Origin of the sequence: Ruegeria sp. SCP11, from assembly GCF_040329455.1 — a bacterium.
Lineage (GTDB): Bacteria > Pseudomonadota > Alphaproteobacteria > Rhodobacterales > Rhodobacteraceae > Ruegeria > Ruegeria atlantica_E.
This window is the reverse complement of the sequence record NZ_JBDZYG010000006.1, coordinates 169,178-192,312: the sequence shown is the minus strand read 5'-3', so window position 1 is coordinate 192,312 and position 23,135 is coordinate 169,178. Positions and strand designations below refer to the sequence as shown.

Here is a 23,135-nt window from a genome sequence, read left to right as displayed (position 1 = left end):
GTATTGCCAAAAACCAGGCCGAATTTTCGCGGACAAAAGAGCACATGAAAGCTTGACCCCAATGGGGAACCGGGGCTTGGTGTGCGGAACACTGAGATAGGAAACACCATGTCCGTTGATCTTTGGCTGGCTTTCGTGGCCGCGTCGACTGCACTGCTGCTGATCCCTGGCCCGACCGTTCTACTGGTGCTCAGCTACGCCCTGTCCAAGGGGCGCAGCGTCGCCGTGGCCTCGGCCACCGGGGTTGCGGTGGGAGACCTGGTGGCCATGACGGCCTCATTGCTGGGGTTAGGAGCATTGGTTTTGGCCTCTGCCACCCTGTTTTCCGTTCTGAAATGGTTGGGCGCCGCCTATCTGGTATGGCTTGGCATTAAATTGCTGCGCAGCGCACCTTCTGGTGGACTGGAAACGATGGACACCGGGCGCGACGTCACTCCGCGCAGTGTGTTCGGTCACGCCGCTGCTGTCACCGCGCTGAACCCGAAGTCCATCGCGTTCTTCATTGCGTTCGTGCCGCAATTCCTTCGCCCGGCCGAGCCTCTGGGCCCGCAATTCGCCATCCTGATCGCAACCTTCGTGGTTCTGGGAGGGCTAAACGCGTTGGCATACGCGTTGCTGGCAGATAGATTGCGCCGCCTGATCGGGCGCGCCGGCGTGATCACCGCGATGACCCGCTTCGGAGGGCTGACGCTGATCGGAATGGGGGTTGCGACCGCCGTTCTGCGCCGCCCTGCCTAAGGGATCAATCCTCGGCGTGTTCCTTCATGAACCCACGGATGAACCGGCGAATTTCCCGCGCGGCTGACGTGTCTAATTCCTTGCACAATTCAACAAATGCGTCGCGTTCATCCTTGTCCAGACGCAGGACCAACTGACTGTTTTTCTTGGTAGACCCCTTACCGTCTTTCTTTGCCACGCGCCTTTTCCCTGTCCAACCCTTGATTCTTACCGCGATGCAATGTATATACATCGCATAGAAATTGTAGTTATCGAGCAACTAACAATAAAAAAGGAATATGGCAATGAACCTTCATGCTGCTCAGGCATTTCTGTTGCGAGACCAGCGCAACTGGCGCAAACCGCACTTGTCGTGGTTACCGGACGCGCTGTACCGCTATTACGGACTGCCGAAGGCCACTCCACAACGCCGCAAATAGTTCGGCGGCAATCTCTCCTTGCATGACTGACCCCGATGGGCCAAACAGCCCAGCGTGTTTTGACGCCAAAGGGGTTGGCCATGTCCAGAAACAAATCGGTCAAGGATTACATCCGTACAATCGTCGATTTCCCGCACGAAGGGATCATGTTCCGGGACGTCACCACCCTGTTTGCCGATCCGCGCGGGTTCCGTATGGCGATCGACCAGATGCTGCACCCGTATGCAGGTGAACGGATCGACAAAGTCGTGGGCCTCGAGGCCCGCGGCTTTATCCTTGGCGGTGCAATTGCCCACCAGCTGAGCGTTGGCTTCGTGCCGATCCGCAAAAAGGGCAAACTGCCCGGCACCACCATCAGCCAAGACTACAAGCTGGAGTATGGCGAGGCCATCGTCGAGATCCATGATGACGCCATTCTGCCGGGCGAGAAAATCCTCGTCGTCGACGACCTGTTGGCCACCGGAGGCACCGCCGCCGCCGGGATCAAGCTGATCGAACGGCTGGGCGGAGAGATCGTTTCGTGCTCGTTCATTATTGACCTGCCTGAACTGGGCGGTCGCAAGGTACTGGAAGGCATGGGCATGGATGTACACATTCTGTGCGAATTCGAAGGGTTATAGGAGCCGCACCATCACAAAATTGTGAGTGGAAACCCAGAACAGCACGGGCATAGCCCGACCAGCTTCAAGTTCAACCCAATCGAATAGATATATTCGATGATCTTGTTCCGTTGATTGACCGTACCCCTGTTGATGCCAAACGAGGCATTCCAACAAGGGAATTGTATCATGTTTCGCAAACTCGCTATGGCCAGTGCGGCAAGCCTGATCGTCGGCACGGTCGCTTATGCGGATGGCCACTCCAAGGACATCGTAGACACCGCTGTTGGTGCCGGCAGCTTTGAAACGCTCGTCGCCGCCGTTCAGGCCGCCGAACTGGTAGACACTCTGAAAGGCGAAGGCCCATTCACCGTCTTCGCCCCAACGGATGAGGCGTTTGCCGCACTGCCTGAAGGCACCGTCGAAACGCTGCTGAAACCAGAAAACAAGGACCAACTGGTTGCGGTCCTTACATACCATGTGGTGCCCGGAAAGGTAATGTCAGGCGATCTGTCCGATGACATGACCGCCGCCACGGTTCAAGGCGGAGATATTACCATTGATCTGGACAACGGCGTGATGGTGAATGACGCAAACGTTGTTCAGGCGGATATCGAGACCTCAAACGGCGTTATCCACGTCATCGACAAGGTCATTCTGCCGGCATCCTAACAGTCCCGGTGCGGCCTGCGTGACGATGGGCCGTGCCTAGGACCTCAAAACCGTGCCAGGATTCATGATCCCCTGCGGGTCCAGCGCGGTTTTGATGGCGCGCATCGCAGACAGCTTTGCAGCATCCCCATATTCCTCAAGATCATCGGCTTTCAGGCGCCCTACCCCGTGCTCAGCACTGACGGAGCCTCCAAACGCATGCACAAGGTCATGCACCGCGTGTTTGACTGCTTGTCTTTGCCCATCAAACTCGGCTCGGTCGTGCCCCTGTGGCGGGAACACGTTGTAATGCAAATTTCCGTCGCCCACATGCCCAAAGCAGTTGATACGAAACGGCCCAAGCGCCGCGACCACTTCGGCACCTCGCAGGATGAACTCCGGAATACGCGAGATCGGAACCGATATATCATGGCTTGAGACAGATCCGATCAGCCGATTGGCCTCGGGGATGCGTTCGCGCACGGCCCATAGGTCCATGCGTTGTGCTTCGCTCTGCGCGATCACCGCATCGCCGACGAGCCCAGCCTTGTCCGCCGTAGCATAGAGCGCTTCCAGTGCTTCAGAAGGCGATTGCCGTGCAAATAGCCCCAGTTCAATCAGAACACACCATTCGGGCTGTGTCTCAAACGGATAACGCACAAGTGGCAAGACTTCGGTCAGAAATTGCAGCCCCTGTCGATGGATCAGCTCAAAAGTACTAACCGCATCCCCCAGTTGATCCCGTGCCAGCGCTAGCAGCTCAATCGCTGCTTCGGGGGAAGTAACCTGCAACATAGCCGTTCCGACTACCTCAGGCCTCGGAAACAGCTTCAGCGAAGCAGCGGTGATGATCCCTAGGGTGCCCTCTGCACCAATCAACAGGTTGCGCAGGTCGTAGCCGGTGTTGTCCTTGCGCAAGCGACTCAGCCCATGCCAGATTTCACCGCTCGGCAGAACCGCCTCGAGCCCGAGACACAGATCTCGCGCGTTGCCATAACGAAGCACATTCACCCCGCCCGCATTCGTCGCGAGGTTGCCACCGATCCGGCACGACCCCTGCGCGGCCAAAGCCAGAGGGAACAGGCGGTTAGCTTCCTCTGCAGCCGTTTGCACATCCTCAAGAACGGCGCCCGCCTCGGCGATCAGGATGTTTTCGGTTGGATAAACAGCCCGGATCGCCGTCATCCGCTCCAGCGAGATCACCAGAGGCGCAGGTCCTTCGGACATGACCTGCCCGCCAACCAAACCGGTGCCGCCGCCATAGGGCACTACCGGCACCCGCGCGTCCGAGGCCAACCGCACCAGCTTCGACACCTCGTCAACTGTGCGCGGCAGGGCCAGCAGGCCTGCATGCCCGGTAAAACGGCCGCGCGGCTCTTCCAGATAGCGATCAGTAACGGGGCGTAGAATATCGTCGCCCAAATCAGAGCGAATTAGCTTGGCAAAGGAGTCGTCGGCAGCATTCAGTGTCATACCTATTCCTTGCCCAAGCGCCCGGGTTCCTACAAGCCCTATTCCAATTCGATTAGGTAGCGTGGTTCAAGCACGACCACAGTGGGTCGGTCCGGCAGGTCGCGCAGAGACACGATAATTTCCGACACTCCCTTACGCTCGACGGGGAAATCATTACGGATGTCGACCAGAAACCGGTCCAGCGAAAAGCCCGAAAACCAATGCATCGGGATAATGACTGAACTCTTAAGCCGCTTCAGAACCGAAATCATGTCGGGCAGAGGCATGGTCGTTCCCCCGTCCACCGCCGCCATCACCACATCCAGTCGCCCCAGCGCGGCGAATTGTTCATCCGAGGGCACATGGTGCAAATGGCCCAGGTGGCCGATGCATAGCCCTTCGATCTCGAACACGAAGATCGAGTTTCCACGCTCCTCAACCCCGCCATAGGGGGATCGAATATCGGTCGAGACATTTCGAACCAACATCTCGCCCAGATCGAGGTGATGTTCGATCCCCAGGCCGAACTCACCCCACCCGGGCAGCACATACGGAATGGCCGGATCGGGATGGGCAGTCCAGTGCGTGCTGTGGGCGTGGTTCATGGTGACTACATCGGGGATCATATCTGCGCTGCCAATGAAACCAGTAAAATCGGTCACGGCGTTCAACCCGCCCTGTGTCTGGATCAAAAACGACGCATGCGCTATATAGCTGATCCGCACCGAAAAATCCGGGATCGGGTCCGTCCATGCCGCCTTATGGATGTATTCAATACCCGGCGCAGCATCCGCGATAGCGATGCAATGGCTCGGCCGCCGCTCCTGCGCCATAGCCCCGCCCGAAATCACCATCAATGCCGCAACAACCCAGCGCATGAGGGAAGTGTAGCGCAGTGAGCATTTAAGTCACGCCCGCATATGGCGGGTCAGCGAAATCACGAGGTTGGTCGTTGCGGCAGTCTTAGATGACGATGCACTTACGCAGCTTGAACGGACGAGAAACCTTCGCCGCCCGCAAAGCTTGCGCCAGCGAGTCACTCACAAAAAACGCGCGACGCAGCCGCGTGTCCATCCAGATATCCGGTCCCTCCAAAGCGTTCGATGAGACAGCGATATCCTTGTCCTGCATAGCCATAGGCGGCTCCCAGATGTCATGCTTCTCGTAAGGCTTATCTATGCGCGAAGATTGATCTGTCAGCACGGCAGTCTTCTGTGCTCCAAAATTTAAACAGAAATACGCGCCCTCAACCGGCGTGGTACGGTCATGTTGTAACAATTTGACGGGGTAGAGATTGCCCTTACCCAGATTGAACTGACGCAGAACAGCGGCGCAATAAAAAGAAACCGTCCAGAAACCTCCGGCCATGAAGAGGTCGGGTTGCTTCTTTTCCTTTTTGTCTTTGTATTTCGCGAACATTTCCTTGGGGAAGCAAGCCTCTGGCTGCGGTTCTCCAAGTCTGTTTCGCCTCATCGCGTCAACAGCACGTTCCATATCGCGTAAGACAACGTCTGCCTCAAATCCTTTTATGCTTGCCGTGCCTACCATCGCATCACTGATCCAGACCATCGGCTTCTTTGCCCGCGCCACAACCTACCCCGCGTCCGTCTTGCCGCGTCGATCCGACCGCAGACTGGCATACAGCACATGTGTCCGCCACCGCCCGTTGATCTGCAGATAAGACTGCGCCACGCCCTCGTATTTGAAACCAGAGTTTTCCAACAACCCGCGCGAGGCGGCGTTTTCCGGCAGGCAAGCCGCCTCGATACGGCTCAGGTCCACACGGGTGAAGGCGTGGTGGACGACCGCTCCAATCGCCTCGCGCATATAGCCGTTGCGCGCAAAGGCCTCGCCGGTCCAATAGCCGAGCGTTCCCGCCTGCGCTGGTCCACGGCGGATGTTATCCAAGGTTATCGCGCCAAGCAGCACATCATCCGTGCGGCGGAACAGGAACAAAGGGATCGCGGTGCCACTGGCGACGGACCGCTGAGCCCAATAGACCCGATTGGTAAAGGACTTTCGGCTCAGATGGTCCTTGGCCCAGATCGGCTCCCATGGAGTGAGGTATTCCTTGGACGCGCGCCGCAGCGCCGCCCAGTCGTTGAAGTCGGAATGCACGGGCGGGCGCAGGCTCAGGCGCTCGGTTTCGAGTTTCAGCTTGCGTCTGCCCAATAGCATCACGCTGCACGCCTCTCCTGCAATTCGGCCAGCGTGGGTGCGCCCGATATCGGGCCATACAGCGCCAGCGCCGCCGGAGCCTGCACGGCCATCTCTTCCGCAAAGGCGCGGACTTCTTCGGTACTAACGGCGTCGATCTTGGCGACTGTATCCTCAAGCGAGGGCACACGTCCCCAGATCTGTACAAGTCGTGCCAGACGCTCGGCGCGGTTCGACGGGCTTTCCAGTCCCATCAGCATCCCCGCCTTCATCTGCGCTCGGGCGCGGGCAACTTCTTCGGGGCTCATATCCTCGGCAGCGCGCTTCATCTCATCGATGGTCACAGTTGCCAACTCACCCACCTGATCGGCCGAAGTTCCGGCATAAATCGTGGTCGTCCCGGTATCCGCATAGGCGCCGGTTTGGGCAAAAATCGTGTAACACAAGCCCCGCGTTTCCCGAACCTCTTGGAATAGACGCGAGGACATGCCGCCACCCAACGCAGTCGAGTAAATCTGCGCGGTATAGATCGCATCATCACGATAGCCGGGGCTTTCCAGTGCCAGCGCGAAATGCGCCTGCTCCAGCTCTTTCTCTTGCCGCGCCTCACCGCCGGTAAAGCGCGCGGTTTCGGCAATCAGGCCCTTACGCGGTTCAAGATGGCCAAACATTTCTTCGGCCATTTTCATCAGCTTATCGTGATCCACGGCACCAGCGGCGGACAGGATCATCTGCTCGGGCCCGTAATGCTCGGCCACGAAGCCCGAGAGGTCTTCGCGGGAGAAAGCACTGACCCGCTCGGTGGGGCCAAGAATGGTGCGACCCAAAGGCTGATCGTGATAGCTCTGTTCCTGCAACCAGTCGAAAATCACGTCGTCAGGCGTGTCATAGGCCTGGCCGATTTCTTGCAGGATCACGCCGCGCTCGACCTCGATCTCACGCGGGTCAAAGACCGGGTTCAGAACGATGTCGCCGATGACATCCATCGCCAGCGCGACGTCGTCTTTCAGAACACGGGCGTAGTAGGCTGTGACCTCGCGCGAGGTATAGGCGTTGATATATCCGCCCACATCCTCGATCGCCTCGGCGATTTGCAGCGCAGAACGCCGCTCGGTCCCCTTGAACGCCATATGCTCAAGGAAATGCGCGATGCCGTTCTGCTCGATCCGCTCATGCCGCCCGCCGGCGGTCACCCAGATGCCGATGGCCGCAGATTGCAGCCCCGGCATATGTTCACTGACGATACGAAAGCCGTTCTTCAGTTGGTCCTGTCTGACTGTCACTCAGCAATATGCCTTCTGATATGATCCTCGAGGGCACCTAGATCGTTGGCAATCCGGGTCACCCGTTCCGGACGTTCATACAGATCAGACATTCGGGATGGAAGAGGCGGATGCACTTCGCTCGCCTTCTCGACCGCTGCCGGAAACTTCGCAGGGTGTGCAGTAGCCAAAGTGATCATCGGCACATCCCATGCGCGCTGCTGTTCCGCGACATTGATGCCAACTGCCGTGTGGGGGCAGACCAGTTCGGCGCTGTGATCCAGCGTGTGCTTGATTGTCGCCAGCGTTTCATCCTCGGACACGCGACCCGAGTCGAAACTCTCGCGCAGCGCTTCCATCGCACCCTGGCTGACGTTAAAGCCGCCGTTTTTCAGCTCATCCATCAGTTGCGCGACGGCGCCGCCGTCCTCGCCATAGGCATAATACAACGCACGCTCAAAGTTCGAGCTGACTTGAATATCCATCGACGGGCTGATCGAGGGGATGGTATCGCCCTTGAAATACCCCTCGCCCGACAGACAGCGATGCAGAATGTCGTTCTGGTTCGTCGCCACCACCAGCCGGTCAATTGGTAGTCCCATACGCTTAGCCAGATAGCCTGCGAAGATGTCGCCAAAGTTGCCGGTCGGCACTGTGAAGCTGACCTTCCGGTGCGGTGCGCCAAGGCTGACAGCAGCCGAGAAGTAATAGACGATCTGCGCCAGCACACGGGCAAAGTTGATCGAGTTCACGCCCGCCAGTTTCACACGATCGCGGAAGTCGAAATCGTTGAACATGTCCTTCAGCGCGGCCTGACAATCGTCGAAATCGCCATCCACAGCCAGAGCATGAACGTTACTGTCCGCAGGCGTTGTCATCTGGCGGCGCTGCACCTCGGACACGCGGCCATGAGGGAACAGGATGAACACATCCACCGCATCCAGCCCCCGGAACGCCTCAATAGCGGCTGAGCCTGTGTCGCCACTGGTCGCACCCACGATGGTCACGCGGTCTCCGCGACGCTTCAGGGCTACTTGGAACAGCTGACCGATCAGCTGCATCGCGAAGTCCTTGAACGCCAGCGTCGGGCCGTGAAACAGCTCCAGCAGGAAATGGTTCTCGTTCAGCTGCTTCAATGGCGCGCGGGCGTCATGACCAAAGCCCTCATAGGCGCGGGCGATGATCGCTTTGAACTCATCCTCGGCGAAAGAGCCGCTGACATAGGGCCACATCACGCGGAATGCGATCTCTTCGTAAGGCAGACCCGCCAGAGCGGTGATCTCATCCTGTGACATCGTCGGGATTTCAGCAGGCAGATACAGGCCGCCGTCGCGGGCTAGCCCTGTTAGCATTGCCTCTTCAAATGTCAGTTCGGGTGCTTGCCCACGGGTCGAGATGTATTTCATGTCGCGTCACTTTCAGAATTGGCACGGCTGCGCCACAGGAAGTATCCGGTCATCGCGGCCCAGACCAGAGCCAGACCAAACCAGGTGATTGCATATTGCAGGTGATCATTGGGGATGCCCGCCGTATCCACGGGCAAAGGTGTTACATTCGGGTCGGTCTCGGATTGGGCGATCAGAAGTACGGGTTCAGCCCCCAAAGCAGCGGCCAGATTAGGCACATCACGCGCAAACCAAATATTATCGTCGATATCGGGCTCGGGCGTATAGCTGTCAATCTCATCCGGCCAGTGCAGGTTACCGGTGATCTCCATCGGTCCGGTCAGGCGTTCGTTCAACTTGGCAACTGTTGGCACAAACCCACGATCCACCAGAATTGTCCGGTCATCCGTGCTGAACGACTGGATAATCCGATACCCTGCTCCGACCTGCTTGACCGAGACCAGAACGTGGATTTCCCCCGGCTCCATATCACCCGAGATCGTCACGGGGAGGTATTTGTCAGCGTCTTCGGAAACCTGCTGCGGCAAAGCAACCGGCTCAGCCGAAATACGGTTTTCAATCTCTGCCAACACACCTTGCTTCCATGCCAGCCGCTGCACCTGCCACATGCCCAGCGACAGCAGCACGCCTAGACCGGCGAGGCCGAAAATCAGCAGGAACAGAAAGCGGCGCATGTCAGGACCATACCTCGTTGCAGGAACCGGCGTCTTGTTAAGGGGCGCGCGGACCGAAATGCAACCACGCAATTGTATGGGACGCAATCTTGCGTCCCGAATAGAGAAAAAGCCGCCCCCAAGGGCGGCTTTTACAATTGGATCACCTGACAGGCGTTACATCAGCGGGGCTTGACCCCAGATATAGACTGCGAAGAACAGGAACAGCCAGACGACGTCAACGAAGTGCCAGTACCAAGCCGCGGCCTCAAACCCGACATGCTTTTCGGGTGTAAAGTCCCCGCGCAGCGCCCGGATCAGGCAGACGGTTAAGAAAATAGTTCCAATGATGACGTGCGCACCGTGGAAACCCGTCGCCATGAAGAAGTTCGAATAGAACTGGTCGCCTCCAAACTCCCACCCGTCATGGGCCAGCAATTCGTAGTATTCGAACCCCTGCAGGAAGGTAAATGCGATACCCAGAGCGATACCGATGGCCAGACCGTTGATCAGCGCCTTGCGGTCGTTGTCGTGCACCAAAGCGTGGTGCGCCCAGGTAATCGCACAGCCCGACAGCAGCAGGACCAAGGTGTTAATCAGTGGCAGGTGGAACGGGTCAACAGCGTGGATGTCCGGCTGGATGTACTCGGTGCCAGCATAGTCATACATCGGGTACATACGATGTTTGAAGAACGACCAGAACCAGGCGAAGAAGAACATCACCTCTGACATCACAAACAGGATGAAGCCATAGCGCAGGCCGATACGAACAACCGGCGTGTGATCACCTGCGCGGCTCTCAGCCACCACCTCGGACCACCAGGCAAACATCGTGTACAGAACGGCCACAAGGCCCATCCAGAACATGAACGAGGTGATGCCGTGCATCCACAGGACAGCTCCGAACAGCATCACGAAACCGCCGACCGCGCCGAAAAGCGGCCAGATCGACGGGGTCAGAATGTGATAATCGTGGTTTTTAGCGTGTGCCATCAGCGTCCCTCACCTACAGGCGTTAGTTCGTGTTTGTATCTGCCTGCGTTTCAAGGGCGGCATAGCCCTCGGGCAGGTCAATTTCGTAGAATGTATACGACAGAGTGATCGTATGAACATACTTGGCTTCAAGATCGTCGACCATTTCCGGGTCGACGAAGAACGTTACCGGCATCTGCATCCTTTCGCCGGGTTCCAACACCTGCTCTTCAAAGCAGAAACAGGCGATTTTCTGGAAATAACCACCAGCCGAATACGGCGCGACGTTGTAAGACGCTTGGCCGGCAATCGGGCGGTCGGTCGGGTTATAGGCCTCATAGAAAGCCAGCCCGGTTTCACCGATGCGAACTTCCATCTCTCGCTCGACCGGCTTGAATTCCCAAGCCATATCCTTGGCCTTCGAGGCATCAAAGCGCACGGTAACAGTGCGGTCCAGTATGTCCTCGGGCGCGGTTTCGGCCACGCCAGTGATGCCGCCGAACCCGGTGACACGGCAGAACCAGTCGTAGAACGGCACCGCAGCCCAGGCCAGGCTGCCCATCAGCACCACTACGCCAACCGTCTGCGCCACTGTTTTCTGCGGACCGGACAGCGCCATCAGTTCTGCGCCTCTTCCGTTGGCAGCCCAAGGCTGGTGCCCGAAACCTTAACGATGGTCAGGCCAAAGATGATCACGATGAAGGCCGCCAGCGTCAGGCCGACCCCCAGATTGCGGCTGAACCGGCGTTGGTGCAGTTCATGGCTTTTGCGCAGGCTCACGACCAACCTCCCAATCCATAGGGTTTCAGCAATGCTTCGGCCAGAATTGCACCGAAGTGCAGGAAAAGATAGAGCAGCGAAAGCTTGAAGAAAGAGCGCTCGACCTTGTAGTTGTCCGCTTCCGAGTCGTCCTCGGTCCTACGTGCGATCTGCCATGCGCCACGCAGGAACAGGGCGTTCATGACCACGGCAACTGTCAGATAGATTGGACCTCCGATACCCGAGAACGCGGTTCCAACAGCCAGCAATGCCAGCAGAGCCGTGTACACAAGAATATGCCAACGGGTTGCGCGGCGACCGTGGGTTACGGTCAGCATCGGTACGCCCGCATCGTCGTAATCCGAGCGCATGAACAGCGCCAAAGCCCAGAAATGCGGCGGGGTCCACATGAAGGTCAGGGCAAACATCAACCACGGCTCAAGCGTCATCGAGCCCGTAGCGGCAACCCAGCCGATAACCGGCGGGAAAGCCCCTGCGGCACCGCCAATCACAATGTTCTGCGGCGTCGAGCGCTTCAGCCACATCGTGTAGACGACGACGTAAAAAAAGATGGTGAAGCCGAGGAAGACTCCGGCGAACCAGTTGGTCGCCAGCCCAAGCATGATCACCGACAGGCCCGACAGCGCCAGACCTAAGGCCATAGCCTCACCAGCCTCAACCTTGCCAGAGGGGATCGGGCGGCCCTTGGTGCGCTTCATCACCTTGTCGATATCTGCGTCCCACCACATGTTCAGCGCGCCGGACGCGCCGCCACCGATGGCGATGAACAGGATGGCACAGAACCCGACGAACGGGTGAACGGGTACCGGAGCCGCCAGCAACCCGACCAGCGCCGTAAACACGACCAGCGACATCACACGCGGCTTTAGCAGAGAGAAATAATCGCCAAAGCTTGCCTCGTTCACGCGGGTCTGCGTGGTAACGGTGCTGGCATTGATGCTTGCGTCGCTCATGTCGGGTCCTTTTGGGGCGAAAGCTGCGCGATCACCGCGCAGCCTGCATCATGTATCGAACAGACCAAAGCCTGTATCAGTTCGAGGCAACCTGATAGGTTGCGGGCTGACCTGCGTACTCTTCCAGAGCACCTTGCAGCCATTGTTCATACGCCTCTTCGCTGACCACTTTGACTGTGATCGGCATATAGGCGTGGTCCTTACCGCACAGTTCCGAGCACTGGCCAAAATAGACGCCTTCTTTGTCGGCTCGGAACCACAGTTCGGCCAGACGACCCGGAACACCGTCCTGCTTCACGCCGAAGGACGGGATGGTCCACGAATGGATCACGTCCGACGCGGTAACCTGCATGACAATAATCTTGCCGACGGGCACGACTACGGCAGTATCGGTAGCCAGCAGCCACTCGTCATCGCTGTAACCGGCATCGGCCAGCTTGGCGCGCATCGCGTCATCCAGAACGAACGGGGTCACGTCCGCATCCGCAGGACGCGCACCCTCGTCCAAAGTGGCCGGGTGACCCAACAGGTAGCTGTCGAACGCGAAATCGTGATCGACATATTCGTAGGTCCAATACCACTGGTTGCCGACAACCTTGATGACCACGTCGCCTTCGGGAATTTCTTGCTGCTTGAACAGAACCGGCAGCGAGAAGGCCCCGATAAAGACCAGAATGAGGATCGGGCCGAGAGTCCAGGCGATCTCTACAGGTGTGTAGTGCGAGAAACGCGCGGGCTCGGGGTTGGTGCGTTGATTGTAACGCACGATGCAGTAGATCAGGAGTGCCGCGACGAAAAGGCAGATGGCGGTGATGATCACCAGAATCATTCCGTCCAGCCGGTGGATCCCATCGGCGAGGCTGGTTGCCGCGGGCTGGAAACCCATGCCGCCGTCAACAGGCTTGCCAATAATCTCAAGCTCCTGAGCCATGGCGGGAAGGCTGGAGAGGGCCGTTAGCAGCCCCGAAAGCATCAAAGCATTCTTCATTTTCTGTCCTGATCGTTTGATCTTTGCGTCCCTGGCGAAAAGGTGTGAATCAGTCGCACCTCTCCCGTTGTCTTTGGCCGCGTTAAAAACCATATTCCTGCGGGTAGATAAAGCAAAATGCTTGCGTCAAACAGACGCTATTTTTGATCTGGATCAAACTCGAAAGGTCCCAACCCATGCCCAACGACCCGTTTCGCCCCTTTGAAAGCGCCCTTCCGCAGGACGAAGCGCTTGCGGTTTTGCAGTCCGCCACGGGCGGGGCCGAGGACGGAGAACTGTTCGTCGAGCGCCGAAAATCCGAGGCTCTGGTCTTTGATGACGGGCGTTTGAAGACCGCTTCCTACGATGCCTCCGAGGGGTTTGGCCTGCGCGCTGTGCAGGGCGAGGTGGCAGGTTACGCGCATTCTACTGACGTCTCGATCCCGGCGCTGAAACGCGCCGCCGAGACGGCTCGTCTGGCAGTTGGCGACGGTGGCGGCACCTTGGCCGAGGCCCCTCGAGCAACAAACACCCGCCTCTACTCGGATGAAGACCCGATCGAATCCGCCAGTTTCCCTGTAAAGATTGAAACGTTGCGTGAGATCGACGCCTTTGCCCGCGATCTGGACTCACGCGTGGTACAAGTCAGCGCATCGCTCATGGCCGCCGTGCAAGAGGTCGAGATCTTGCGCCCTGACGGCGTTCAGGTCCGCGACGTGCGCCCGATGACACGCCTGAATATCTCGGTGATCGTGGAGCAGGACGGACGCCGTGAAAGCGGCTCGGCTGGTGGCGGAGGGCGCGTAGGTCTGGACGGTCTGATCGACCCCGCTGACTGGCAGGACAAAGCGCGCGAGGCGCTTCGGATCGCGTTGGTCAATCTCGACGCTATCCCTGCCCCAGCTGGCGTGATGGAAGTCGCCCTCGGGCCCGGTTGGCCCGGTATCCTCCTGCACGAGGCCATCGGACACGGGCTGGAAGGCGATTTCAACCGCAAGGGCAGTTCGGCCTTTGCCGGTCTGATGGGACAGCAGATTGCCTCCGAAGGCGTCACAGTCGTTGATGACGGTACGATTGCCGACCGTCGCGGTTCGATCACCGTGGATGATGAAGGCACGCCCAGCTCACGGACGGTGCTGATCGAGGATGGTATCCTGACCGGGTATATGCAGGACCGCCAGAACGCGCGCTTGATGGGCGTTGCACCCACCGGAAACGGTCGGCGGCAAAGCTATGCCCACAAACCCATGCCGCGGATGACCAATACCGTGATGCTGGGCGGAGACGCGGATCCGGCCTCGCTTGTAGCGGATATCAAGGACGGTATTTGGGCTGTGGGCTTTGGCGGCGGTCAGGTTGATATCACCAACGGTAAGTTTGTCTTCTCCTGCACCGAGGCCTACCGCGTCGAAAACGGAAAGATCGGCGCTCCGGTCAAAGGGGCGACGTTGATCGGCGATGGGCCATCCGCGTTGAACCGAATCCGGGGGCTGGGCAATGATATGGCGCTTGATCCTGGCATGGGAACTTGTGGCAAGGATGGTCAGTGGGTGCCAGTTGGCGTCGGCCAGCCGACTGTTCTGATGGATGGCCTGACAGTTGGTGGATCGGCCGCCTGACACAGAATCAGCCACACTTAGGGTTAACCTAGCGCGACACTGCTTACCTTTTGACAGCGCCCTCTCGTGGTTTCCCTCGAGAGGGAAATTCTATTTTAACATTTAAAATTATGTGGTTGTCGGACCTTCAGCGGCCAATCAAGAAAATTATTCGAAAAATTTGAACGGATTCACAAGCTGTTAACTCCTGCGGTCGTAAACCAATTCTGCAATCAGGCGGAGCATCGGATGACCGAAGAGCAGCTATCTTCCTATCACCCCACACTCCCACCCACCACGGAAGAGGATCGGTTTTCCTGGCTTCGTCTGTTGCGCTCGCGCAAGGTCGGTCCGGCGACGTTTCGTCGACTGCTGCGGGAACATGGCTCGGCGCAGAATGCGCTGGCCGCGCTGCCTGAAATGGCACGCGCCGCCGGAATTGAAGGGTATGAAATTTGCCCGCCCGGCGTGATTGAGGCAGAACTCAAGGCTGCAAAAGCTGCAAGAGCGCAGCTTTTGTGCCTTGGGTCCGCTGATTTTCCAGACGCTTTGACTGATCTTTCCGACGCGCCTCCGATGCTGTGGGCCATTGGCGATGTATCGATCTTGCAAAAGCGCTGTATCGCAATGGTCGGGGCGCGCAATTGCTCATCTTTGGGCGCTCGGATGGCGCGCGGGTTGGCAACCGACCTTGGGAAACAGGGGTATGTCGTGGTCTCGGGCCTGGCGCGCGGTATTGACACCGCAGCGCATATGGCGGCGCTGGACACTGGCACCGTGGCAGTCATGGCCGGAGGCGTAGATGTGATCTATCCGGCTGAAAACACTGACCTGGCCGGGGATATCGCCCAATCGGGACTGCGGCTGTCGGAGCAGCCTATGGGCGTGTCTCCGCAGGCCCGACACTTTCCCCGGCGCAATCGAATTATCTCCGGGTTAGCCCAGGCGGTCGTGGTGGTAGAGGCCGCTGCCAAATCCGGCAGCCTGATAACGGCGCGCGATGCTCTGGATCAGGGGCGCGAGGTTCTGGCCGTACCCGGTCACCCATTCGATGCCCGTGCAGCCGGGTGCAATCTGCTGATCCGCGACGGTGCCACTTTGGTCCGATCCGCCGAAGACGTAATCGAAGCGCTTCCACAACAACAGACGGACCTGTTCGAACCGCCCCAGCCTGAAATGGCGCCAGAGCCTGCCCCATCGGCTGAAACGCTCCATCGCGAAATACTGGCCCGGCTTGGACCGTCGCCCATCGCCGAGGATCAACTGATCCGCGATATCGCCGCTTCTGCGGGCGAGATTGGTCCGGCGTTGGTCGATCTTGAACTGGATGGCCGCATTCAACGCCAGCCCGGAGGGTTGTTGTCCTTGACAGCTTGACGGGACGCTGAGCGACCTTCGCTGTTATTTTCTGCAGCTAGCGTGCTGAAATCACCGTCAAATTCAAGTTAATGAAGGAACGCATTGACAATTCGCTCTTGCCCTACACATTTTGCACGATCATAGAAGGCGCCTAATCCGTCGAGCGAGGTTTTCCCTTAAATGCCTGTAGTTGTTGTAGAATCCCCGGCCAAAGCCAAAACAATCAACAAATATCTTGGCCCCGACTACACTGTTCTGGCGTCTTATGGCCATGTACGCGACCTGCCTCCGAAGGATGGTTCGGTCGATCCCGAGCATGAATTTGAGATGAAATGGGAAGTCGGCAACGACAGCCGTAAACATGTCAAAGCCATCGCTGACGCGTTGAAAGAAGACAACGCTCTGATACTCGCCACCGACCCCGATCGCGAAGGCGAAGCAATCAGCTGGCACCTACAAGAAGCGCTGACCAAACGACGTTCGATCAAGAAGGACACTCCGGTTAGCCGCGTCACATTCAACGCCATCACTAAAGATGCTGTGACCGAAGCGATGCAAAACCCGCGTGAGGTCGACATGCCTCTGGTCGAGGCCTATCTGGCCCGCCGCGCGCTGGACTATCTGGTGGGGTTCAACCTGTCACCCGTTTTGTGGCGCAAGCTGCCCGGCGCAAAATCCGCTGGACGCGTGCAGTCAGTCTGCCTGCGGCTGATCGTTGAACGCGAGATGGAGATCGAGGCATTCAAGCCGGTCGAGTATTGGTCGGTACGGGCGCTGTTTGAAACGCCGCGTGGCCAAACCTATGAGGCGCGTCTGGTTACTCTGGCCGGGAAAAAGCTGGACAAGCACGATCTGGCCAACGCCACACAGGCCGAATTGGCGGTACAGGCAATCTCAAGCCGCGCGCTGAGCGTCACGTCGGTCGAGGCCAAACCTGCCGCCCGCAACCCTAGCGCGCCATTCATGACCTCGACCCTGCAGCAGGAAGCCAGCCGCAAGTTTGGCATGGGTGCGCGTCACGCGATGCAGGTGGCACAGCGGCTCTACGAGGCCGGGTATATTACCTATATGCGGACCGACGGTATCGATATGGCGCCCGAAGCTGTTGCTGCCACCCGCGATGCAATCAAAGACCGCTATGGTGCCGAATATGTGCCCGACAGCCCGCGCATGTACAAGAACAAGGCCAAGAACGCGCAGGAAGCGCACGAATGTATCCGCCCCACGGATATGTCGCGCGATGCCAAAGGACTGAAGGTCACGGATGAGGATCAGCGCAAGCTCTATGATCTGATTTGGAAGCGCACCATTGCCTGTCAGATGGCCGCCGCGCGGTTGGAGCGTACGACGGTTGAGATCGGCAGCGATGACGCTCAGGTCGGTCTGCGTGCCACGGGTCAGGTGGTGCTGTTTGACGGGTTCATGCGCGTTTACGAAGAAGGCCGCGATGATGTAGCCGACGAGGACGAAAAGCGCCTGCCTCAGATCATGCAAGGTGACCCCGCCCGCTTTGCCAAGACCTCTCTGAAGGATCAGTTCACCAAAGCCGAGGACAAGGCTGCCATTCTGTCCGACAACGAGGCTGTTCTGGCCTTGCAGCACCACACCCAACCGCCGCCGCGTTACACCGAGGCCACACTGGTCAAGCGGATGGAAGAGCTGGGTATCGGACGCCCGTCGACCTACGCCTCGATCGTGACCACGATTCAGGACAGGGAATATGTGCGCAAGGACAAGAACCGACTGATTCCCGAAGAAAAGGGCCGGATCGTCACCATCTTTTTGCTGAACTTCTTCCGGCAGTATGTGGGCTATGAGTTCACCGCCAATCTGGAAGAGCAGCTGGATGATGTCAGCGCCGGAGACCGCGACTATAAAGACCTTCTTGGCAAATTCTGGCGCGATTTTTCGGCGGCTATTGGCGAGACGTCAGAGCTGCGTATCTCGGAAGTGCTGGACAAGCTGGATGAGGCACTTGCGCCGCAGCTGTATCCTCCGCGAGAGGACGGATCGGACCCGCGTATCTGCCCAAAATGCGGCACGGGTCAGTTGCACCTGAAAACCTCGCGTACCGGCGGTTTCGTCGGCTGTGGCAACTACCCCGAATGCACCTATACCCGCCCCATCGCAGGTGAAGGCGCGGAAGGCGATGAACGCCTTCTGGGCGAGGATGCTGGTGATGAGATTTGGCTGAAATCCGGGCGGTTCGGGCCTTACGTCCAGCGAGGAGAGCCGACGCCCGAGAATAAAAAACCCCCACGAGCCTCTCTGCCCCGCGGGTGGAGCAAGGATGACATGGATCTGGATAGGGCGTTAACCCTGCTGTCCCTGCCCCGCCAGATCGGCGAACACCCCGAAGGAGGCATGATCAGCTCGAACTTCGGGCGGTTTGGCCCGTACCTGATGCACCAGTTGCCCGAAGAGGCAAAACCGGTCTATGCCAACCTCAAAGACCCGAACGATGTGTTCGAGATCGGTATGAACCGGGCGGTGGAAATGCTGGCCGAAAAGCGCGCCAATCCCGGACGTGGACGAAGAGCCGCAGCCAAACCGCTGAAGGAACTCGGCGAACACCCCGATGGCGGTGCGATGCAGGTTCTGGACGGTCGCTACGGGCCGTATGTCAAATGGGAAAAGGTCAACGCGACCATTCCCAAGGACATCAAGCCTGAAGACGTGACGCAGGAAATGGCCATCGAATTGGTCAATGAACGCGCGGCCAAAAAGGGCACCAAAAAGAAGGCGGCCCCCAAGAAAAAGGCCGCAACGAAGAAAACCACCAAGAAGGCGACTACCTAGGTAGAAATACCACCACCCCCTTGGATTCGTTGACTTCCCCATGACCTGACGGCACAACCTGCCCATCACCATGTCATTGGGGGAGTTTTCCATGAAGAAAATATATGCCAATGCCACCGAAGCTCTCGACGGAGTGCTGTCGGATGGCATGATGATTGCGGCAGGTGGGTTTGGCCTGTGCGGTATCCCGGAACTATTGCTAGAGGCGATCAAGGACTCGGGTGCGCAGGACTTGACCTTTGCTTCGAACAACGCAGGCGTTGATGATTTCGGCATCGGCATTCTGCTGCAGACCAAGCAGGTCAAAAAAATGATCAGCTCTTATGTCGGCGAAAACGCGGAATTCATGCGTCAGTACCTAGCCGGAGAACTGGAGCTGGAATTCAACCCGCAAGGCACCCTGGCCGAGCGCATGCGCGCCGGTGGTGCGGGAATCCCCGGTTTCTATACCAAGACTGGTGTCGGCACCGTGATCGCCGAGGGCAAAGAGCACAAGGATTTCAACGGCGAAACCTACATCATGGAAGAAGGCATCTTTGCCGACCTCGCCATCGTAAAGGCGTGGAAAGCCGACGACACCGGGAACCTGATCTTCCGCAAGACCGCCCGCAACTTTAACGTGCCCGCCGCGACTTGTGGCAAGATCTGCATCGCTGAAGTCGAAGAAATCGTGCCACGTGGCTCGCTGGACCCCGATCAGATCCACTTGCCCGGTATCTACGTACATCGCATCATTCAGGGCGAGCACGAAAAGCGCATTGAACAGCGCACCACCCGCAAGAAGGAGGACGCATAATGCCTTGGGACCGCAATCAGATGGCCGCCCGCGCGGCGCAAGAGCTTGAAGACGGCATGTACGTGAACCTTGGCATCGGTATTCCGACGCTGGTGGCGAACTATGTCGGTGATAAGGACATCACCCTGCAATCCGAAAACGGCATGCTGGGCATGGGCCCCTTCCCTTTCGAGGGCGAAGAAGACCCCGACCTGATCAACGCCGGAAAACAGACGATTACCGAACTGTCGCGCACCTCGTATTTTGACAGCGCGACCTCATTCGCCATGATCCGTGGCGGCAAGATCGCTGCGGCTGTTCTGGGCGCGATGGAAGTGGATGAAGAGGGTGACCTAGCCAACTGGATGATCCCAGGCGTACTGGTCAAAGGCATGGGCGGCGCGATGGACCTTGTGGCGGGTGTCGGCCGTGTGATCGTTGTGATGGATCACACCAACAAGCACGGCAAGTCCAAGCTGCTGAAGAAATGCACCCTTCCGCTGACCGGTAAAAAGGTGGTGGATCGCATCATCACCAATCTGGGCGTTCTGGACGTGGTCGAAGGTGGCCTGAAAATCATCGAACTGGCCGAGGGCGTAACCGAGGACGAGATTCGCGCTGCCACCGAAGCCAAACTCGTTAACTGAACCGCACTTTTGAAAAGGTCCGCCGGTTCTGGCGGGCCTTTTTTCAGTTCAAGGTCTGGAATACACACCCGTCCGAAATCAGTTCGGGCGGAGTTGAGCATAGAGCTTTGGCAATTTGAAACGCTGCAATGACCTTGGGAACATAGTCCCTCGTTTCAGCATATGGCGGTACGCCTCCGTGTTTGCGCACAGCGCCCTCACCCGCGTTATACCCTGCCAGCACCAGAATCGGATCATTTCCGAACTCTTCCATCAGCCAGTTCAAGTACTTCACCCCGCCCGATATATTCTGAGAGGGTTCGAAACTGTCCCGAACACCAAATCGACGAGCGGTGGCAGGCATCAACTGCATCAACCCCTGCGCCCCAGCCGAGCTGACCGCATCCGCACGACCGGCAGATTCAACTGAGATCACGGCCAACACCAGCGCTGGCGAAACGTTCGTTCCCACGGTTGAACGCAGAATCTCGATCCCCTGCTTTTGGGCAATGTTCTGGAGAGTCTGCAGCCGCGGTGATGCCACATTGGTTGCGGCCAAAGCGTTTATGGCAGCGTGCAGACGACCTGCACTGCCTTCGGCAAGCGCAGGCGAAATCTTTTCCCAGAACGCTTTGTAGGATCCGACCGGTTTGTTTCCCGGTCCAGTACCCGGAACACTCGGAGGGACGACCTTGGTGCGGGCGACAATTTCAGGGATAACAATTTCGACCCCTGTACTGGGCGCGAAAGGTGCTGCAGCGTGTTCCTCGGGCGAAATCTGAACGGTCACTTTTGGTCGTGAGCCCGGTTTAGGGGGTTTCACTCTTTTATATACGCCCCTGGGCACATTCTCGTTAGCGATGGCAGGTAAAGTTCCCGACATCAACAACGCCGCTATACCGGCGCAGGTCATTGCGACCCGGAGTTTCATATTGCCTGCCTCATGCTTTTGCTTTTGTGCAATTTGAAACGCAAATGCCTTTCCAAAGCCAGAGAAACGCGATGAAATGGGGCAATTTCGCCTCATTTGGCGCAATTTTGCATCGGCACCGCTGAAAGGCCTACCGCCCCTCTACTTTTTATTCCCTTAATTTCAAACCCTTACCGAAAAACCTATCAAAAAGTTAAAACCAAACGGAAAAAAACTGTGTTTGGCCCAATTCCTGCCACGCCTGACAGGCAATCATAGTGCCATACCGAGACGGTCGGGAGCGGACTGAGAGAGAAAGCTCTGAAGCACGCCGAGGTTTATTTACCATTTGATCCTTTAGGAGGGACGTAACATGATCAAGTTCATCAAGAACTTCCGCAAAGACGAAGACGGCGCCGTAACAGTTGACTGGGTCGTTCTGACCGCAGCGATCGTTGGCCTGGCCGCAGTTGCCTACACGCAAATTGGCAATGGCACCGAAAGCATCGCTAACGCCGTTGGCTCGACACTGAGCAGCGCATCAGTTGCAACCAGCATCAATCTGCTAGACTAAGTCAGCTGTTTAAGCAGAAAAACTTTAGAGTGGGGCCCTGTCTGTTTCGGCATGGCCCTTTTTTTTAAACCTCTGGACATCTGGTGCTCATATGAAGAACAGAATCAGATTTTTCACAGAGAACGAAGATGGCGCAGTAACAGTTGATTGGGTGGTCCTAACTGCTGCAATCGCATTCATGGGCGGCGTTGTCGCCATTTACATAGCCGAACCCGTCAAGGGAATTGATGCACAAAGCGGCCAAACTCTTTCTGGCGTTGCAACCCAAGTTAAAAATATGGAAATCGCATTTGAGTACGGCGATCCCCCGTCCTGAGCAAACTGATTTTACACGGATCCGATGGCCACGGATAAGAACAAAATCACGCATTGTCCCGCTTTTCGACACAATTCGATTTTACAACTTGGTAAATTGATGTCGTAGTCAGTGCGGCAATGAACAACAAACAGTACAACAGCATAAGGGGACGCAGATGCGTGCAGTATTTGGACTTGTCCTGATAGTGGGCCTGGGACTGGCAGGAGGCGCCGTCTATTTGGCGCGCGACTACATCGCACAATACCAGGATCAACTCGCCCGCGAGCGCCAAGCAACAAAGGATGCGCTGGCCAATGTTAAAACGATTCCCACTGTCGAAGTCATTGTTTCCAACCGAGCCCTGAAATACGGGGAGCCTCTGACCGCTGAAGACGTTCGGATTGTGAACTGGCCTGAAGGCGCAATTCCCGATGGCGCGTTTGTAGGCATGTCAGATTTGTTCCCTGAAGACGCCAATGGGGACCGATTCGTCCAGAGAGCTATGGAAAAGGACGAAGCAATATTGGCGGTGAAAGTGACCAATCCCGGGCAGCCGGCTGGCCTGATTTCACGTCTTAAAAAAGGTCAGCGCGCTTTTGCTTTCAGAGTTGATGTTGCGTCGGGCGTTTCCGGCTTTCTGCGTCCAGGCGACCTTGTAGACGTCTATTGGACAGGATCGGTCAGCGGTAATTTCGAAGGCGGCGGAGGTGAAATCACACGCCTCATTCAAACCAATATCGAACTTATTGCAGTCGACCAGACTGCTGGATCTGACTTGACCGGCGCAACAATCGCACGCACCGTTACTGTCGCCGTGACACCAGAGCAAGTTGCTGCTTTGGCGCAAGCTCAGAACACAGGGCGCATGTCACTGGCATTGGTCGGCGCGCAGGGCGATACCGTGACTAGCGCTGTGGAAGTAGACCAAGAAAAGCTGCTTGGCCTGAAAAGGCCTGAGCCTGCCCCGGCTGCCGTCAAGGAGAAGGTCTGCACCGTAAATACGCGGCGCGGCGGGGAAATCGTCAAGACCGAGATCCCCTGCACAAACTGACAATAAATCAGGACCTTACCGACACAAGCCGCACTGATTGTGCGGCTTGTTTCATTTTGCATGTTGCGCAATCCCCACATAAGGAAACTTCCAGAAACCATTGATTATTGCAATAAAATCGTAATTCGCGCAGGGT

The 23,135-nt window shown here is 57.6% G+C and carries 26 protein-coding genes; 12 read left to right on the top strand and 14 right to left on the bottom strand.

Features of this window, described 5'->3' with window-relative positions; translation table 11 throughout:
• Positions 1–108: 108 nt before the first annotated feature.
• Positions 109–738: a LysE family translocator gene (locus ABLN94_RS11450; protein ID WP_352992486.1), complete on the top strand. Its 630-nt coding sequence runs from the start codon at positions 109–111 to the stop codon at positions 736–738.
• A 4-nt stretch (positions 739–742) separates the two neighbouring features.
• On the opposite strand, the gene ABLN94_RS11445 is transcribed toward ABLN94_RS11450, so the two are convergent.
• Positions 743–916: a hypothetical protein gene (locus ABLN94_RS11445; protein ID WP_170384937.1), complete on the bottom strand. Its 174-nt coding sequence runs from the start codon at positions 914–916 to the stop codon at positions 743–745.
• 106 nt (positions 917–1,022) lie between these two features.
• Between ABLN94_RS11445 and ABLN94_RS11440 the strand changes: the two genes are divergently transcribed.
• The 3 genes from ABLN94_RS11440 (at position 1,023) to ABLN94_RS11430 (ending at position 2,428) form a co-directional block, all read left to right on the top strand.
• Entirely contained in the window at positions 1,023–1,157 is a 135-nt protein-coding gene (locus tag ABLN94_RS11440) for a hypothetical protein (RefSeq protein WP_352992484.1), read from the top strand.
• An 80-nt stretch (positions 1,158–1,237) separates the two neighbouring features.
• On the top strand, positions 1,238–1,777 hold the full coding sequence (locus tag ABLN94_RS11435) for an adenine phosphoribosyltransferase (RefSeq protein WP_170493340.1): 540 nt from the start codon (positions 1,238–1,240) through the stop codon (positions 1,775–1,777).
• A gap of 168 nt (positions 1,778–1,945) precedes the next feature.
• On the top strand, positions 1,946–2,428 hold the full coding sequence (locus ABLN94_RS11430; RefSeq protein ID WP_352992483.1) for a fasciclin domain-containing protein: 483 nt from the start codon (positions 1,946–1,948) through the stop codon (positions 2,426–2,428).
• Positions 2,429–2,464: 36 nt separating this feature from the next.
• Here the strand turns inward: ABLN94_RS11430 and ABLN94_RS11425 are convergent, their stop codons facing one another.
• The 12 genes from ABLN94_RS11425 to coxB form a co-directional block, all read right to left on the bottom strand.
• Positions 2,465–3,880 (bottom strand): FAD-binding oxidoreductase, encoded by a 1,416-nt coding sequence (locus ABLN94_RS11425; protein WP_352992482.1) that lies wholly within the window; start codon positions 3,878–3,880, stop codon positions 2,465–2,467.
• Between the two features lie 38 nt (positions 3,881–3,918).
• Entirely contained in the window at positions 3,919–4,737 is an 819-nt protein-coding gene (locus ABLN94_RS11420; RefSeq protein ID WP_352992480.1) for an MBL fold metallo-hydrolase, read from the bottom strand.
• An 85-nt stretch (positions 4,738–4,822) separates the two neighbouring features.
• A complete protein-coding gene (locus ABLN94_RS11415) occupies positions 4,823–5,449 on the bottom strand; it encodes an imm11 family protein (RefSeq protein WP_352992478.1) in 627 nt (208 codons plus the stop codon).
• 3 nt (positions 5,450–5,452) lie between these two features.
• Positions 5,453–6,037: a GNAT family N-acetyltransferase gene (locus ABLN94_RS11410; RefSeq protein ID WP_352992476.1), complete on the bottom strand. Its 585-nt coding sequence runs from the start codon at positions 6,035–6,037 to the stop codon at positions 5,453–5,455.
• Positions 6,037–7,299, bottom strand: coding sequence for a M16 family metallopeptidase (locus tag ABLN94_RS11405; RefSeq protein WP_352992474.1), 1,263 nt, complete (start codon positions 7,297–7,299; stop codon positions 6,037–6,039). The genes ABLN94_RS11410 and ABLN94_RS11405 overlap by 1 nt, the downstream gene beginning before the upstream one ends.
• The gene (gene thrC, locus ABLN94_RS11400) at positions 7,296–8,684 is read right to left on the bottom strand and encodes a threonine synthase (RefSeq protein ID WP_352992472.1); all 1,389 of its coding nucleotides are present in this window, start codon (positions 8,682–8,684) and stop codon (positions 7,296–7,298) included. Before thrC ends, ABLN94_RS11405 begins: the two co-directional genes overlap by 4 nt.
• Positions 8,681–9,358 carry an SURF1 family protein gene (locus tag ABLN94_RS11395; protein WP_352992470.1) on the bottom strand — a complete coding sequence of 226 codons (678 nt, stop codon included), beginning with the start codon at positions 9,356–9,358 and terminating at the stop codon, positions 8,681–8,683. The genes thrC and ABLN94_RS11395 overlap by 4 nt, the downstream gene beginning before the upstream one ends.
• Before the next feature lie 156 nt (positions 9,359–9,514).
• A complete protein-coding gene (locus tag ABLN94_RS11390) occupies positions 9,515–10,330 on the bottom strand; it encodes a cytochrome c oxidase subunit 3 (protein ID WP_352992468.1) in 816 nt (271 codons plus the stop codon).
• Between the two features lie 22 nt (positions 10,331–10,352).
• On the bottom strand, positions 10,353–10,928 hold the full coding sequence (locus tag ABLN94_RS11385; RefSeq protein ID WP_352992466.1) for a cytochrome c oxidase assembly protein: 576 nt from the start codon (positions 10,926–10,928) through the stop codon (positions 10,353–10,355).
• Entirely contained in the window at positions 10,928–11,089 is a 162-nt protein-coding gene (locus ABLN94_RS11380; RefSeq protein WP_352992464.1) for a hypothetical protein, read from the bottom strand. Before ABLN94_RS11380 ends, ABLN94_RS11385 begins: the two co-directional genes overlap by 1 nt.
• A complete protein-coding gene (cyoE, locus tag ABLN94_RS11375; RefSeq protein ID WP_352992462.1) occupies positions 11,086–12,042 on the bottom strand; it encodes a heme o synthase in 957 nt (318 codons plus the stop codon). The genes ABLN94_RS11380 and cyoE overlap by 4 nt, the downstream gene beginning before the upstream one ends.
• A gap of 76 nt (positions 12,043–12,118) precedes the next feature.
• A complete protein-coding gene (coxB, locus tag ABLN94_RS11370) occupies positions 12,119–13,030 on the bottom strand; it encodes a cytochrome c oxidase subunit II (RefSeq protein WP_352992460.1) in 912 nt (303 codons plus the stop codon).
• Between the two features lie 176 nt (positions 13,031–13,206).
• On the opposite strand from coxB, the gene tldD reads away from it, so the two are divergent.
• The 5 genes from tldD to ABLN94_RS11345 all read left to right on the top strand — a co-directional run bounded on the left by tldD (position 13,207) and on the right by ABLN94_RS11345 (position 20,187).
• Complete coding sequence (gene tldD / locus ABLN94_RS11365; RefSeq protein ID WP_352992459.1) at positions 13,207–14,628, top strand: metalloprotease TldD; 1,422 nt, start codon at positions 13,207–13,209, stop codon at positions 14,626–14,628.
• Between the two features lie 228 nt (positions 14,629–14,856).
• Positions 14,857–15,984, top strand: a complete 1,128-nt coding sequence (gene dprA / locus ABLN94_RS11360) for a DNA-processing protein DprA (RefSeq protein WP_352992457.1) — start codon at positions 14,857–14,859, stop codon at positions 15,982–15,984.
• 162 nt (positions 15,985–16,146) lie between these two features.
• Positions 16,147–18,765: a type I DNA topoisomerase gene (gene topA, locus ABLN94_RS11355; protein ID WP_352992455.1), complete on the top strand. Its 2,619-nt coding sequence runs from the start codon at positions 16,147–16,149 to the stop codon at positions 18,763–18,765.
• A 91-nt stretch (positions 18,766–18,856) separates the two neighbouring features.
• The gene (locus ABLN94_RS11350; protein WP_170493296.1) at positions 18,857–19,561 is read left to right on the top strand and encodes a CoA transferase subunit A; all 705 of its coding nucleotides are present in this window, start codon (positions 18,857–18,859) and stop codon (positions 19,559–19,561) included.
• Positions 19,561–20,187 carry a CoA transferase subunit B gene (locus ABLN94_RS11345; RefSeq protein WP_170493293.1) on the top strand — a complete coding sequence of 209 codons (627 nt, stop codon included), beginning with the start codon at positions 19,561–19,563 and terminating at the stop codon, positions 20,185–20,187. Before ABLN94_RS11350 ends, ABLN94_RS11345 begins: the two co-directional genes overlap by 1 nt.
• A gap of 43 nt (positions 20,188–20,230) precedes the next feature.
• On the opposite strand, the gene ABLN94_RS11340 is transcribed toward ABLN94_RS11345, so the two are convergent.
• The gene (locus ABLN94_RS11340) at positions 20,231–21,097 is read right to left on the bottom strand and encodes a lytic transglycosylase domain-containing protein (protein ID WP_417750517.1); all 867 of its coding nucleotides are present in this window, start codon (positions 21,095–21,097) and stop codon (positions 20,231–20,233) included.
• A gap of 352 nt (positions 21,098–21,449) precedes the next feature.
• Between ABLN94_RS11340 and ABLN94_RS11335 the strand changes: the two genes are divergently transcribed.
• The 3 genes from ABLN94_RS11335 (at position 21,450) to cpaB (ending at position 22,999) form a co-directional block, all read left to right on the top strand.
• Entirely contained in the window at positions 21,450–21,650 is a 201-nt protein-coding gene (locus ABLN94_RS11335) for a Flp family type IVb pilin (RefSeq protein ID WP_352992452.1), read from the top strand.
• Positions 21,651–21,741: 91 nt separating this feature from the next.
• On the top strand, positions 21,742–21,966 hold the full coding sequence (locus ABLN94_RS11330; RefSeq protein WP_352992450.1) for a hypothetical protein: 225 nt from the start codon (positions 21,742–21,744) through the stop codon (positions 21,964–21,966).
• Between the two features lie 157 nt (positions 21,967–22,123).
• The gene (gene cpaB / locus ABLN94_RS11325; protein ID WP_352992448.1) at positions 22,124–22,999 is read left to right on the top strand and encodes a Flp pilus assembly protein CpaB; all 876 of its coding nucleotides are present in this window, start codon (positions 22,124–22,126) and stop codon (positions 22,997–22,999) included.
• Positions 23,000–23,135 lie beyond the last annotated feature (136 nt).